Annotated in this window: 11 protein-coding genes; 7 read left to right on the top strand and 4 right to left on the bottom strand. The window is 58.6% G+C overall.

Annotated features, from left to right (window positions below; all coding sequences use genetic code 11):
• Positions 1–72 precede the first annotated feature (72 nt).
• The 7 genes from AAAU26_RS06465 (at position 73) to AAAU26_RS06435 (ending at position 7,704) form a co-directional block, all read left to right on the top strand.
• A complete protein-coding gene (locus AAAU26_RS06465; protein ID WP_217211175.1) occupies positions 73–465 on the top strand; it encodes a hypothetical protein in 393 nt (130 codons plus the stop codon).
• Between the two features lie 432 nt (positions 466–897).
• On the top strand, positions 898–3,237 hold the full coding sequence (locus AAAU26_RS06460; RefSeq protein ID WP_227619142.1) for a peptidase domain-containing ABC transporter: 2,340 nt from the start codon (positions 898–900) through the stop codon (positions 3,235–3,237).
• 114 nt (positions 3,238–3,351) lie between these two features.
• Positions 3,352–3,774 carry a hypothetical protein gene (locus AAAU26_RS06455; RefSeq protein WP_227619141.1) on the top strand — a complete coding sequence of 141 codons (423 nt, stop codon included), beginning with the start codon at positions 3,352–3,354 and terminating at the stop codon, positions 3,772–3,774.
• Between the two features lie 410 nt (positions 3,775–4,184).
• Positions 4,185–4,562, top strand: a complete 378-nt coding sequence (locus AAAU26_RS06450) for an endonuclease domain-containing protein (RefSeq protein WP_227619140.1) — start codon at positions 4,185–4,187, stop codon at positions 4,560–4,562.
• A gap of 62 nt (positions 4,563–4,624) precedes the next feature.
• Positions 4,625–5,080 (top strand): hypothetical protein, encoded by a 456-nt coding sequence (locus AAAU26_RS06445; RefSeq protein WP_158402282.1) that lies wholly within the window; start codon positions 4,625–4,627, stop codon positions 5,078–5,080.
• A gap of 1 nt (position 5,081) precedes the next feature.
• The gene (locus AAAU26_RS06440; RefSeq protein ID WP_207676441.1) at positions 5,082–6,194 is read left to right on the top strand and encodes an HlyD family secretion protein; all 1,113 of its coding nucleotides are present in this window, start codon (positions 5,082–5,084) and stop codon (positions 6,192–6,194) included.
• Between the two features lie 34 nt (positions 6,195–6,228).
• Positions 6,229–7,704 (top strand): Ig-like domain-containing protein, encoded by a 1,476-nt coding sequence (locus tag AAAU26_RS06435; RefSeq protein ID WP_227619139.1) that lies wholly within the window; start codon positions 6,229–6,231, stop codon positions 7,702–7,704.
• A gap of 65 nt (positions 7,705–7,769) precedes the next feature.
• On the opposite strand, the gene glmS is transcribed toward AAAU26_RS06435, so the two are convergent.
• From glmS to AAAU26_RS06415, 4 genes are all read right to left on the bottom strand, one after another.
• On the bottom strand, positions 7,770–9,602 hold the full coding sequence (gene glmS, locus AAAU26_RS06430; protein ID WP_207676439.1) for a glutamine--fructose-6-phosphate transaminase (isomerizing): 1,833 nt from the start codon (positions 9,600–9,602) through the stop codon (positions 7,770–7,772).
• 394 nt (positions 9,603–9,996) lie between these two features.
• The gene (locus tag AAAU26_RS06425) at positions 9,997–10,554 is read right to left on the bottom strand and encodes a hypothetical protein (RefSeq protein ID WP_227619138.1); all 558 of its coding nucleotides are present in this window, start codon (positions 10,552–10,554) and stop codon (positions 9,997–9,999) included.
• Complete coding sequence (locus AAAU26_RS06420) at positions 10,551–11,420, bottom strand: DUF5685 family protein (RefSeq protein ID WP_217211191.1); 870 nt, start codon at positions 11,418–11,420, stop codon at positions 10,551–10,553. The genes AAAU26_RS06425 and AAAU26_RS06420 overlap by 4 nt, the downstream gene beginning before the upstream one ends.
• 177 nt (positions 11,421–11,597) lie before the next feature.
• Positions 11,598–12,815, bottom strand: a complete 1,218-nt coding sequence (locus tag AAAU26_RS06415) for a THUMP domain-containing class I SAM-dependent RNA methyltransferase (RefSeq protein WP_217211192.1) — start codon at positions 12,813–12,815, stop codon at positions 11,598–11,600.
• Positions 12,816–12,877 lie beyond the last annotated feature (62 nt).

The raw sequence follows: 12,877 nt of genomic DNA, 5'->3' as shown, positions 1-12,877 counted from the left end.
AACCGGGAAAACCTACGCAACCGGGAGGGGACCGATTATATTCGTTTTTTCATTTGAAGGGAGTAATTCATTATGATGATGCCTGCAAACTTCTCTGCTGTGAACGCAGAGGTCGTCTACGGCGGCGCTGTGGCTGACTACCTGCCCAACGCATGGACTGCTGCCAATGTCAAGCAGTTCTCCACCAACATTATCACTCTGGTCAGCAACAGCTTCTTCCAGCGTGTGATCAACGCTACTCTGGGCACCATGTTCAGCGGCAGCTGGGGCGATGACAACAAGCTGTTCGGCGACGACGGCAGCCTCACTGCTCTGTACAAGGTTGGTCGTGTTCCCGGTGGTGACGACCAGAACTTCGGCAACAAGATCATGACCACTCTGGGTCTGGCTTCTGTTGTCTACACTCTGGGCACTTCTGACGCTAAGATCTTCACTGTCAAGAATGTCGCCAGCACCAATGTCTAATCTCATCTGAGATTTTCCCAAAGAGCTATTGAAGGAGCGGCGAATCGAAAGATTCGCCGCTCCTTTTTGCTGCCTTCCTGTTACCAAACTGAGACTTTTTTCACATTTTTTTCAAAATTTAAGGGTTTATTAAAAATTGTCCTCTTGAAGAAGCCGACAGAATGTGTTATACTATGCCCAAGGTTTAGGAGACGGTACGTCAAAATCCCCTCTCCGGGCCGGTCAAAATGATCAAAGGGTAGGCGCTCCCTTCTTTTGATAGCAGCTACTCTCTGCCCCGCTTTGTCGCAGGGCAGTGCGAGGCAGAGAGTTGTATGCTGCTTTATTGGAGAAGCGGGTGAGGCGTCAGGAATGGAAGCCCTTTCTTCTTCGCCAAATCGTCCTCAGCCACAAGGCGGGCGTTTTGAAATAGAAACCACAAAGGAAGCATCTATGCGTTATACCTATGTCCGGCAGCACGACACCACAGACTGCGCTGCCGCCTGTCTCGCAATGGTGTGCCTCCATTACAAAAAGGAGATCACCATCACCCGACTGCGGGACATGATGGGTACCGACCTGAAAGGCACAAACCTGACCGGTATGGAAAAGGCAGCGCAGGAGCTGGGATTCAGCACCGCCGCCGTCCGCGTAGACCGGGAAAACTTCCTCAGCGAATTTACCACTCCCTGTATTGCACAGGTCATCACCGACGAGGGTCTGGCCCACTTTGTGACGGTCTTCAAGAAGACCACCATCAAAGACGACGGCGAGCGGCGTCGGCACATGCTCCGGCAGGAAGAGGAGCGCAAGAAGTGCGCTGACGAAGGAAAGAAGTTCAGATGCCGCGACTACGTCATCATCGGCGACCCGGCAAAAGAGCTGAAAAAAATCTCACTCGACGAGTTCTACAAGAACTTTACCGGCGTTCTGCTCCTGATGACCCCGACCTCGGAGTTCAAGGCAGGCAAGCAGAAACAGGGTAGCATGGTCAAGCGTTTCCTCGACCTGCTGCTGCCGCAGAAAAAGCTTTTCTTCTACGCCATCCTCAGCTCGGTCATCATGACCGTTCTGGGTATCGCATCCTCGATGTATAACAAAATACTGATGGATGAGATACTCCCCTACGGCTTGAAGAGCCTGTTGGTGGCTGTTATTCTGGTGTTCAGCATCGTGAGCGTCACCAGCGCACTCATCAGTATGGTGCGGCAGTGGGTGCTCATCTATCTGTCCATCAAGGTCGATATTCCCCTGATGCTGGGCTACTTCGGGCATGTTTTCAAACTGCCCATGAAGTTCTTTGCCACCCGCAAGACCGGCGAGATCACCACCCGCTACTCCGACGCCAGCACCATCAAATCGGTGTTCACCAGCATTGCGCTGAGCGTCGTGATGGATGTCGTGATGGCCTGCGTCACCGGCGTCATCCTCTTCCGGATGAATGCCACCCTCTTCTCTATTTCGATTTTCACCACCCTGCTGAGCATCCTGTTGGTGTTCATCTTCAAGCAGCCCTTCAAGCGCATCAACGAAGAGACCATGCAGCAGTCTGCTATCCTCAACAGCCAGATGATCGAGAGCCTCCGCGGCATCGAGACCGTCAAGTGCAACGCCGAAGAGGACCGTGAGCTGGAAGCTCTGGAGCGGGAATACATCAAGAGCCTGAAGATAAGCCTGCGCTCCAGCAAGATCAGCACGGTGCAGTCCCTTATCTCCACCCTCATCACCACCATCCTCGGTATGGTCACCTCTTATGTGGGTATCATGCAGGTGCTGAATGGTGAGATGACGCTGGGCGGCTATATGGCGTTCAGCACTCTTTCCTCTTACTTTACGAACCCGGTCAGCGAGCTGGTCAGTCTGCAGATGTCCATCCAGCAGGCCCAGATTTCCATCAAGCGTCTGACCGAGATCATGGATTATGAGTCCGAGCAGGACGAGACCCGCGAATACACCGAGATGGAAAAAATCGACGGTGACATTGAGTTCAAGGATGTCTCCTTCCGCTACGGCAGCCGTTCCCCGGCCCTGAGCCACGTCTCCTTCACCATCCCCTATGGCAAGAAGGTGGCACTGGTGGGCAGCAGCGGCAGCGGCAAATCCACCATCACCAAACTCCTGCTCAAGTATTATGAGCCGGAAAGCGGTACCATCAGCGTAGGCGGCGTCGATCTGGACGAGTACAGCAATGCATCCGTCCGCCGTGCCATCGCCTATGTCCCCCAGAACGTCGAGCTGTTCAGCAAGACCATCTACGACAACATTCGCATTTCCCGACCGGAAGCCAGCCTCGATGAGGTCAAGGCCGCTGCCAAGAAGGCAGATGCCCACGAGTTCATCCGCAAGCTGCCGCTGCAGTACAACACCTATCTGGAAGAAGCCGGCAACGGCCTCTCAGGCGGTGAGAAGCAGCGCCTTGCACTGGCCCGTGCCTTCCTGAAGGATGCGAACCTCTATATCCTGGACGAATCCACCAGCAGTCTGGACTTTGGCACAGAGAATACCATCTTTGATATGATCTACAACCAGCTTGCAGACCGCTCGATGCTGATCGTCGCCCACCGCCTCTCCACCATCCGTGATTGTGACCTCATCCTGGTCATGGACCACGGCGAGATCGTAGAGCGCGGCACCCACGAAGAGCTGCTGGAAAAGCAGGGCAAGTATTATGAGCTCTGGAGCCTGCAGCAGGGCATCTTCCGCGATAAGAAGCGCGGGTCGAAGCCCGCAGCCCCTGTCTCTGCCGCCAAGGTGGTGGAGGACGAGGACGATGGCGAGTCCATCACCTACTAATTCGTTGCAGCTGCGTGCGCACGCAGTTACATAAATGGCTTTTTGGCTGGATGCGCATCCGGAAACTGAGCCGACTAAATTTGTTTTTCATTCATTTGAAGGGAGTAATTCATTATGATGATGCCTGCAAACTTTACTGCTGTTAACTCTGAGGTCGTCTACGGCGGCGCTGACCTGTTCTCCATCCTGGCTGACACCACCGCTCCTGTCTGGGGCGCTGCTAACGTCAAGCAGTTCAACACCAACCTGATCACTCTGATCAGCAACTCCTTCTTCCAGAAGACTGTCAACTCCACTCTGGGCGTTATGTTCAGCGGCAACTGGGGCGATGACAACAAGATCTTCGGCGACAACGGCGCTCTGAAGAAGAACATCTACGGTGATGTCAATGGCGACGACATGACCTTCGGCAACAAGGTCATGCGTACTCTGGGCATGGCTTCTGTCGTCTACACCCTGGGCACCGCTCCTGCCAAGATCGGCTTCAACGACGCCGTTTCCGGCATTACCGACGCAGACGGTAATCTTGGTGTCTAATCAGTAACCCCTAAAATCTGAAGTGTATTTCGTTTAGTGGCTTTCGGGCCGCTGGATGATAATGCCTCGTAATGGTATGCCCGGAGGCACCTGCCTCCGGGCATACCTTATTTTTTTATTAAGTTATTTCGAAGTTTACAATTTGGACTTATTACTTTGATATAGTAATAGGTAATGGCAAGATGTAGACTTACCCGAAACGCCTCTGCTGGACTCAACCTCTCCGTCACGGCTGACGCCGTGCCACCTCCCCTAACGAGGGGAGGCTTTGGCATTCCGCAAAGCTTTGCCTCCTCGCCAGAGGCTCCCCTACCAGGGGAGCTGTCTGCGAAGCAGACTGAGAGGTTGGACAAAGGACAGCCTGACCGCAAGCCACTGACTTTCGGCCATAGCGAAACAGGAGACGCTGTATGCCTGTACATAATCTGCCCTATGACCGCCGCTTAAATTCTCGTGCAAAGCATTTGCGCCACGAGATGACCCCGCAGGAGCGTAAGCTCTGGTTTGGTTTTCTGCGTGATTATCCGATAAAAATCTATAAACAGCGTGTGATAGAATTTTTTATCGTTGACTTTTATTGCGCAGAAGCGAAACTGGTCATTGAGTTGGACGGTTCTCAACACTATACAGAACAGGGACAGCTTTACGACCACGAACGAAGCTGCATCATTGAGCAGTATGGAATTGAGGTACTGCGGTTTTCCAACCGCGAAGTAAATCGGCAATTTGAAGCGGTTTGCACTCAAATCGACCGCACGATTCAACAGCGTCTTAACACAGTAGAGTGATACGTTACATTTTACCATTGCCTATTACAAGCAATGAAACCAAGAACAGGTGGTATAAAATCATGAGAGAGATCCAGACCGCAGAAAACAAGACCCTCAAGCTGACCAATGTGGTCAGCCGCCGCATCCAGCCCGAAGAGTTCAACAATATGCAGATCGTGCTGACCCAGATGCACAACTTTATCAAAAGCAACGGCGCACAGCCCCTCGGCCCCCTTGTGCAGTGCATCAAACTGCCCGCCGGCCCCAACCCCCAGCCCGAAGTCTATATGATGCAGCAGGCCACCCAGCTCATCCCCCGCATGGAGGCCGGCTACTCCATGGACGCTGTGCTCCGCGTGCGCAACTGCCTGTACGCCCACTACGTCGGACCCATGAGCCAGAGCGGCCTTGCCTCCCAGAAGCTGAACATCATGGCTTTTGAGCACGAGCTCGAGCTGACCGGCACTGTCTACACCATCTTCGTCAATCAGGATGATGACGAGGGCGTTGTGGATACCTTTATGGAGACAAAGTAATATGACGACGACCATCCGCGACATCAACGAGCTGCAGGACCGCCGCATCATGATGGAGAAAAAGCTGCCGCCTTTTGGCTACGCGCTCATTCTCCTGACGGCTGCCCTCATCCTCTTCCTCGTGGTGTGGAGCACAAAAAACTACCGCACCTACGTCAGTCAGTCCAGCGGCTCGGTGCAGGCCGCCAACAAGACCTACATCATGTCCAGCTACTCCGGCTCCATCACCGAGCTGAACATCGCCGAGGGTACCTACGTCAATGAGGGCGACCTCATCGCTCACATCAAGAGCACCGACCTCGACATGCAGCAGGACAGCATCCAGAGCCAGCTGGACATCTACAAAAAGCAGAAGAGCCAATACGAGAAGCTGGTCAAGTCCATTCAGGACGACAAGAACTACTTCAGCGAGACGGACATTGACGACCAGCCCTACTACTACCAGTACGAGACCTACAAGAGCCAGGTTGCCCAGAAGGCTTTCGACGCCTCGCCCTATCAGGCCGCAGGCTACTCCGATGAGCAGATCAAGGCCCTGATGGAGCAGAACCAGAGCGAGGTGGAGGCCCTGTATTACTCTACCCTGCAGTCGATCTCCGCCAGCCTGACCAGTGTGCAGAGCAACATCGACAATCTGCAGAGCCAGATGGACGCCCTGAGCACCGGCGCCAACGACTACTACATCTATGCTCCCACCTCCGGCGTCATCCACATGGACACGCCCTATAAGGTGGGCATGGTGCTCAGCGCCGGCACCCCGCTGGCCACCGTCGCCAGCGAGAACAGCGACCTCGAGGTGGTGGCTTACGTCACCCTCAGCGACCGGCCGCTGCTCCATGTGGGCGACCCCTGCAAGATCGCCATCACCGGCCTGTCGGAGTATTCCTACGGCACCCTGACCGGCACCGTGACCTCCATCGACAGCGATGTGACCGCCAGCTCCTCCGGCTCCTACTACAAAATGACCATCACCCCGGACAGCACCTACGTCATCAGCAACAGCGGCGATAAGGTCGATCTGTCCAACGGTATGAGCGTCACCGCCCGCGTGGAGTACGACAAGCTGACCTATTTCGAATACGCGATGGAAGCTCTGGGCGTTCTGTTCCGCTAAGCGCTCACATCAACGCCCAAAGAGGTACGAAAGAATGAAACTGAACCTGAAAATGCTGGCCGTGAGCACCGCTCTGCTGGGCCTGCTGGCCGCCGGCGCTGCGCTTCCGGCCTCTGCAGCCGGTCCCCTGAACGCGGCCGCTGCCCTCTCTCTGCCCTGGTCCGCTGCGGCTGTGGAGAGCGTCGAGACCGGCAGCTACGCCTCCACCATGACGGTAGGGACGCAGCAGCAGCTCTCACCGGTCATTCTGCCCGCAAAGGCCGCACGCAATGCCACGGTAACTTTTATGTCCAACGACAGCACCATCGTGAACGTGACGTCTGAGGGCGTGGCGCAGGCGGTGGGCGTCGGCACGGCGCAGGTCATCGCCAGCGCAGACGGCGTGAGCTGTGTCTACACCATCACCACCGAGCTGGATGAATCCATGATCGTCAAGGAGATGGACATCACGCTGGCCTCCAGCACCATCGCTGTCGGCGAGACCACTTCCCTGTCGCTGGGCGTGCTGCCTTCCAGCGCATCGAATTACGCCAGCGTGAGCCTCAGCTCCTCGGATCCCGCTGTGGCTACCGTCAACAACTTCGGCAAAGTCACCGGTGTCGCCCCCGGCACCGCCACCATCACCGCCACCTGCGGCGATGTGAGCGCATCGGCCACTGTCAAGGTCGTCAACAGCGGCGTAGACCGTCAGTCCATCGACCTGAACACGAGCTATGTCGTCCTCAAACCGGGTGCCAGCCGCACCATCACCGGCAAAGTGACCCCGTCTTCCGCCTCCCAGTCCCTCACCTTCAAGTCCAATGACACCAAGGTGGCCACTGTGAGCGCCAAGGGCGTCATCACTGCCGTGGGTACGGGCGCGACCTCCATCGTCGTCTCCAACGGCACGGCGTCCGCTTCGGTGACGGTCATCGTCAACCGGAATGCTTCCAGCTCCGGCAATGGCGGCGGCAGCACTGACGGCAGCAACGGTGAGGTCATCACCGACCCCGTCGTGGAGGCCATCGAGGCCGACGGCACCGACGAAGTGACCTTCGCACAGCGCGAGGTCCCCACCATCACCGGCGAGATGCTGAATGCCCTCCGTCTGAACGGCAAGACCCTCGTGGTCGAGGCCGATAACTACACCATCCGCATCGCGGGCCGCGATGTAAAGAGCACCTCCGCGCAGGTGAGCACAGCCCTGAGCTTTGCCCCCTCTGAGTATGGCGTCACCTTCACCCTCAACGGCGGCGAGGCTCTGCCGGGCGTCGTTCAGGTCGAGATGACCGGCGACAACGCCGCCTACACCCGCGTCTACCTGCACAATGCCGTCAAGGGCAAGTGGCAGTTCCTCAACAGCTACAAGGATAATGTCCTCGAGGCGGACACGGCGGGCGAATACCTGCTGACCACCCAGAATCTCCGCTTCGCCCATGTGGACATGACCTTCTTCATCGCGGGCCTTGTGGTCATCGTGGGCATCATCATTGCCTACATCGTCATCAAGAAACGCTATTGGTTCTGGTAACTCTCTGAATCTTAGATAAAAAGGAAAGCCTCCCCAGCCGGGGAGGCTTTCCTTTTTTGTTCTATTTACTCCACTGTCACGCTCTTGGCCAGATTGCGGGGCTTATCGACGTCACAGCCGCGCAGGACGGCCATATAGTAGGCGAACAGCTGCAGCGGCACGATGAGCTGCAGGGGCATCAGCAGCTCGTCATAGTCGTCCAGACGTACCACATAGTCCGCCACGCCCTCCGGGACGACAACGTCCTTCGTCGTGAAGAGGATGACCCTCGCACCGCGGCTCTTGGTCTCCTTGGCGTTGGAGATGGTCTTTTCGTACACCTGCTTCTGGGTGGCCAGCGCGATGACCGGCACACCGTCGGTGATGAGGCTGATGGTACCGTGCTTGAGCTCACCGGCAGCGTAGGCGTCCGAGTGGACGTAGCTGATCTCCTTGAGCTTCAGGCTGCCTTCCAGTGAGAGGGCGTAGTCGAAGCCGCGCCCGATGAAGAAGCAGCTCTGGGTGTTGACGAAGCGGCTGGCGAGGTACTTTATCTGCTCACAGTCGGCCAGACGAGGCTGGATGACCTCACCGGCGCGGAGCAGCTCGGCGGTCAGGCGGCGGGTCTCTGCCTCGCTCAGACGGCCTCTGGCGTAGGCCAGACGGAACGCGAAGAGGTAGAGGGTGCAGAGCTGCACCATATAGGCTTTGGTGGACGCCACGGCGATCTCCGGGCCGGCGTAGGTGTAGAGGACGTAGTCCGCTGCGCGGGCGATGGAGCTGCCTACCACATTGACGACAGCCAGCACCGGCACGCCCCTGCTCTTGGCGAGGCGGAGGGCAGCCAGCGTGTCGCTGGTCTCGCCCGACTGGCTGATGATGATGACGAGGTCGTCGGGGTCGAGGATGGGGTCACGATAGCGGAACTCGCTGGCGATGTCCACCTCGGCAGGGACCCGGGCCAGCCGCTCGATGGCAGTCTTGCCCACCATACCGGCGTGCATGGCCGTGCCGCAGGCCACGAGGTGGATGTTCTTGATGCTGCGCAGCTTCTCATCGCTCAGTTCCGGGATGCGGAGGTCGGGCATACCGTTCTCCACGCGGGGGCTGACGGTGGCCGTGATCGCGGCAGGCTGCTCATGGATCTCTTTCAGCATGAAGTGGGGGTAGCCGCCCTTCTCAGCGGCTTCTTCGTCCCAGTCGGCGGTCAGCACTTCCCGCTCCACCGGCTTGCCGAAGGCGTCGTAGAACCGGATGCCGTCGGCCTTGACCACCGCCATGTCGCCCTCCTCGAGGACGCTGTAGCGGCGGGTATACTTGAGCAGGGCCGGAATATCGGAGGCCACGAAGTTCTCGCCCTCGCCCCAGCCCACAATGAGGGGACTCTCCTTCTTGACGGCGTAGATGGTGTCCGGCTCTTCCCGGAACAGCACGCCCAGCGCATAGCTGCCCCGCACCATCGCCAGCGCCTCCCGCAGGGCTGCCAGAGGGCTCTGCTTGGGCTGGGCGCAGCAGAAGTAGTCGATGAGCTTGACCAGTACTTCGGTGTCCGTCTCGCTCTCAAAGGTGACGCCCTTGGCCATCAGGTCGGCCTTCAAAGGGCCGTAGTTCTCGATGATGCCGTTGTGGACGATGCTCACGCGGGGGGTGGAGTGGGGATGGCTGTTGACGTCGCTGGGCTCGCCGTGGGTGGCCCAGCGGGTGTGTCCGATGCCGCAGAAGCTCTCGGGCAGGTTTTCTGCCTCCAGCTTGCGGCGGAGCACTTCCAGCCGGCCCTTGCTCTTGACGACGTGGATGCCGCCTTCCAGCGCCAGCGCGACGCCGGCGGAGTCATAGCCGCGGTATTCCAGCTTTTCCAGACCGTTCAGCAGCACTTCCTGAGCGCTGCGCTTACCCGAATAACCTACGATGCCACACATACAAAACACCTCCATGCCGACAGCACGGCGCGAACGCACACGGCGGCTGTCAGCCTCTTACGATCAGTCTATGTTCTTGTATGGCTTTCTTTGAAAGGATTCTGTTGCGGTATTGCTGCCGTTTTTTGCCCTTCTCTGCGGCTGGTATAAGCCCTGGAAGCTATCGCTCCCGTTTCAACCGGAGGAACACCCGCCGAAACTTTCGATGATCCCTCTCCTCGTCACCCTCACGGCTGTCACCCGCGTGGCCCGGCGCTTTTTCGTCAACTGAAGTCGTTTATCCCCTCTTTCTGCTCTTTCCGCCGCCTTCCTGAAAACAAAAACAGCTCCTTTCGGAGCTGTCAGAAGCCGACGGAAAAGGTCAGCGGTATTGTATCACAAAGTCCCACATCCGTCAATGGACGCTCAACATTTTGTGGAGCCTCGGCTGCCAGACCACTTTATAGAGCATCAGCATATTGTGGAGCGCCCGGTCATAGAGCAGGAAGGCTGTATTGCCCATGGCCAGCGTCACCAGCGAGACGGCCAGCGCCGTAGTGCGCAGCTCTTCGGCGATGCTGCCCGCCGGGACCAGCAGCAGCACCAGCCCGTACATCGCCAGGATCCCGCCGTTGCAGAGCAGCAGCTTGCAAACAGCCCGCAGCAGGGCCGGGCGTATCCGCTCGAAATAAGGCTTTGCCAACGGATAGTACCCCAGCAGGAACACAAAGGTGAGAGCCACTTCCTTGTCCGGCACGAAGAGCAGACTCAACAGGCTCACCGCGCCATAGGCCGTCAGAGCCATGGTCTTCCCGCACTCCACGCAGACTGTGGCGATGAGAAAGCTGGCCACCGCCGGAGCGATGAACATCGCAATGGGAAACACAGCCCCCAGCAGCATCAGGACCACGCTGAGCGCTGCGGCCATGCCGCAGTAGGCCATGGCCCAGCTTTTACTTTTGCGTCCCTTCATGGCAGCTCCCATTGTACCGGCTGGCTCTCAACGTCCAGCGGCTCGATGGCGTGACGGAGGCCCAAGATCATGATGTTGTCCAGCAGGGTGCGGTTGAGCTTGACGTCCAGCATCCCGTAGGCGCGGACGAGGTCGTTGACCGCAGCGAGGGCCTGCCGCCGGGCGTTTTCCCGGGCGGCGTTCCTGTCGTTGATGCCGTTGACGAGGAAGACGTTGTAGCGGCCCTTATCTTTGTCCCGGGAAAAGCTCTCCGCTTTGTCCAGCAGATAAGCGGCCCGGCCGATGCAGCTGCCGATGTAGTGCATACTTTTGCGCTGATTGGGGTCGTCGGTGGCCAGCACCGAGTAGAGCGCGCCGTAGAGGTTGCCCTTCGGCTCTGCGGCCAGCAGATAGTTCTTGGCGTTCAGGGTCATCTGGACGTTGGCCTGGTCCCGCTCCTGTACGAAGATGCGCTCCAGTGCCGGGTTCTCAGCGGCGGCCTTCCGGTAGGCTCGCCGCAGCAGGACGGTGTCCACCACCCGCCGTGCCTTTTTATAGAAGGGCAGGTCGGCCCACTGGGCATCCTGGATGCGGTGCCAGCTCAGCAGGACTTCCACCTGTGCGGCCAGCCGGATGCCCTGGGTCTGGCACATCATCTGCCGCCAGACCAGCGTACCCGGCTCCCGCATCCGCTTACAGGTGGCCGGACGGCCCGCCAGACTGTCGGCCAGTACCGCGAACAGGACGCCGTTGTAGCGCAGACCATAGCAGGAATACAGCCCATAGGTGGTGTAGAGCTGGCGGCGGACGCCGCGCTGATACCACTGATAGGTGTTGTAATCCCGGATGGTCAGCTCCGGCAGATAGGGCCGCATACGTCCCTTCATTCTGTTCATTCCTTTCGCGGGCCGCGCCGGGCGCAGCCTTTCTTGCAGGGGAAGACCGCTTCCCCACAGCTGTAGACTAGTATAATCTATTTTTCGTCAGCGTTCAACCGTTCTTTTGTAAATTCTTATAGAAAAGGCCGCACTGGAATCGATTTCAGTGCGGCCTTCTAGTGCATCTTATTTCTTTTCGAAACGCCCCGTGTGGCCGGGCTGGGTGCGCTTGCCGTCAAAGCCGCTCTTGGGCATGGGCTTTGCGGGGCGGTTCTCGAACTTGGGGGCGTTGTAGTACATATACAGCTGGCAGGGGATCATGCCGTTGTACATCTTGCGGCGCTTGTTGGCCCGCTTGCCGTAGTGGTGTTCAAAATCCATATCGGCAGTGATGGCGTAGACACCGGCGCAGGGGTGGGCCTCCATCTGCTGGCCGAGGGTGCGGGCCAGCTTGGCAGCACCCTCGATGGTGCTCATGCGCTCACCGTACGGGGGGTTGGTCAGGACGATGGCCTCGCTCCTGGCGGCGAAATCGGCCACATCGGCCACCTCGAAGTGGCAGCGCTTCTCCACGCCGGCCAGCTTGGCGTTGGCGTTGGCCAGAGCCACGGCGGCGGGGTCGATGTCGTAGCCGAAGGCCTCAAAGCCCACGTCCAGCTTGGAGTCGGCCAGAGCCTTCTGGCGCTGCTCGGCCCAGATGGCGGCAGGCACGAAGCTGTAGCGCTCGGCGGCAAAGCGGCGCTTGAGGCCGGGGGCAATGTTCATGGCCTTCTGAGCGGCCTCGATGAGCAGGGTGCCGCTGCCGCAGAAGGGGTCTTCCACAAGGCTGTCGCGGCGGACGCGGCCCAGATCGGCGATGGTAGCGGCCAGTGTCTCACGGATGGGGGCCTCCATGGAATTGCGGCGGTAGCCGCGCTTGTGCAGGCCGTCGCCGGTGGTGTCCAGCATGATCTCGCAGACGTTCTTGCGGAGCATGAAGCGGATCTTATACTCCGCGCCGGTCTCGGGCAGGCTGGTGGTGCGGTGGCCCTGCATCAGGCGCTTGACCACAGCCTTTTTGATGATGCTCTGGCAGGCCGGCACACTGGACAGCTGGCTGTTCAGCGAAGAGCCGGTGACCGGGAAGGCCGCGTCGGCAGGCAGCAGCTCTTCCCAGTGGATGGAGTAGACGCCGTCGAACAGCTCGTCGAAGGTGGTGGCTGTGTAGGTGTTCAGGAGCAGCATCACGCGCTCCACGGTGCGGAGGTTGAGGTTGGCGGCGGCGATCATATCCGCGCCGCCCCTGAAGGTCAGACGGCCATCGCTGACCCGAATGTCCTCGGCGCCGATGCGGCGCAGCTCAAAGTTGGCCGTGGACTCGCACCCGAAAAAGCAGGGGGCGATGAGTTCAAATTTTGCAGGCATTCTGGTTTCCTTTCCTGTCGGATGCGGCATGCCGCACCAAAAAACAGGCCCGCCCCGCTGGG

The organism is Faecalibacterium longum, assembly GCF_040094125.1.
In the GTDB taxonomy this organism is placed as follows: domain Bacteria; phylum Bacillota; class Clostridia; order Oscillospirales; family Ruminococcaceae; genus Faecalibacterium; species Faecalibacterium longum.
Note: the sequence above shows the minus strand (reverse complement) of the source record. Positions and strands in the feature narration are given on the sequence as shown.